Source organism: Oscillibacter sp. ER4 (assembly GCF_000765235.1).
Classification (GTDB): domain Bacteria; phylum Bacillota; class Clostridia; order Oscillospirales; family Oscillospiraceae; genus Hominicoprocola; species Hominicoprocola fusiformis.
Map to the genome: position 1 here is coordinate 1 of NZ_JPJG01000105.1, position 585 is coordinate 585.

A 585-nucleotide genomic window follows, 5' to 3' on the forward strand; every position below is an offset into this window, starting at 1 on the left:
CAGGTGATCTCCGGTACAAGGCGCAAAGTCTGGTGGCGCTGTCCGAAAGGCCATTCGTGGCGCGCGGCGGTGTATTCGAGGACGACCCTCGGTACGGGCTGTCCGGTCTGCACCGGACGGCAGGCGTTGGCCGGTGAAAACGATCTTGCAACGCTGTACCCGGACATTGCCGCGCAGTGGGACGAGGAGAAAAACGGTGCGCTTCATCCGAGCAGCGTCACCGCGGGTTCAAACCGCCGCGTCTGGTGGCGATGCGAAAAAGGCCACTCCTATCGTGCGATGATTGCGCAGCGCGTGCAGCGCGGCGACGGTTGTCCCTACTGCGCCAACCGAAAGGTGCTGCCGGGATTCAACGACCTCGCGACCGTTCAGCCGCTGGTCGCCAAGCAGTGGCACGAGACCCTCAACGGCGCGCTGACACCGGAGATGGTCACAGCTGGCAGCCACAAAAAAGCGTGGTGGCAGTGCTCTTACGGCCATGTCTGGAAAGCGGCCATCTACTCCCGCGCCGGTGTGCAGCAATGCGGATGTCCCGTCTGCGCCGGGAAAACCAAGCGCAAAACCAAGTAAACCCAGCCCGCGGAG

Annotated in this window: 1 protein-coding gene; it reads left to right on the forward strand. The window is 63.4% G+C overall.

Annotated features, from left to right (window positions below):
* Positions 1–570 (forward strand): zinc-ribbon domain-containing protein (locus NI20_RS0113040; RefSeq protein ID WP_197055405.1); only part of this gene is annotated, 570 nt, incomplete at its 5' end.
* Positions 571–585: the final 15 nt, after the last annotated feature.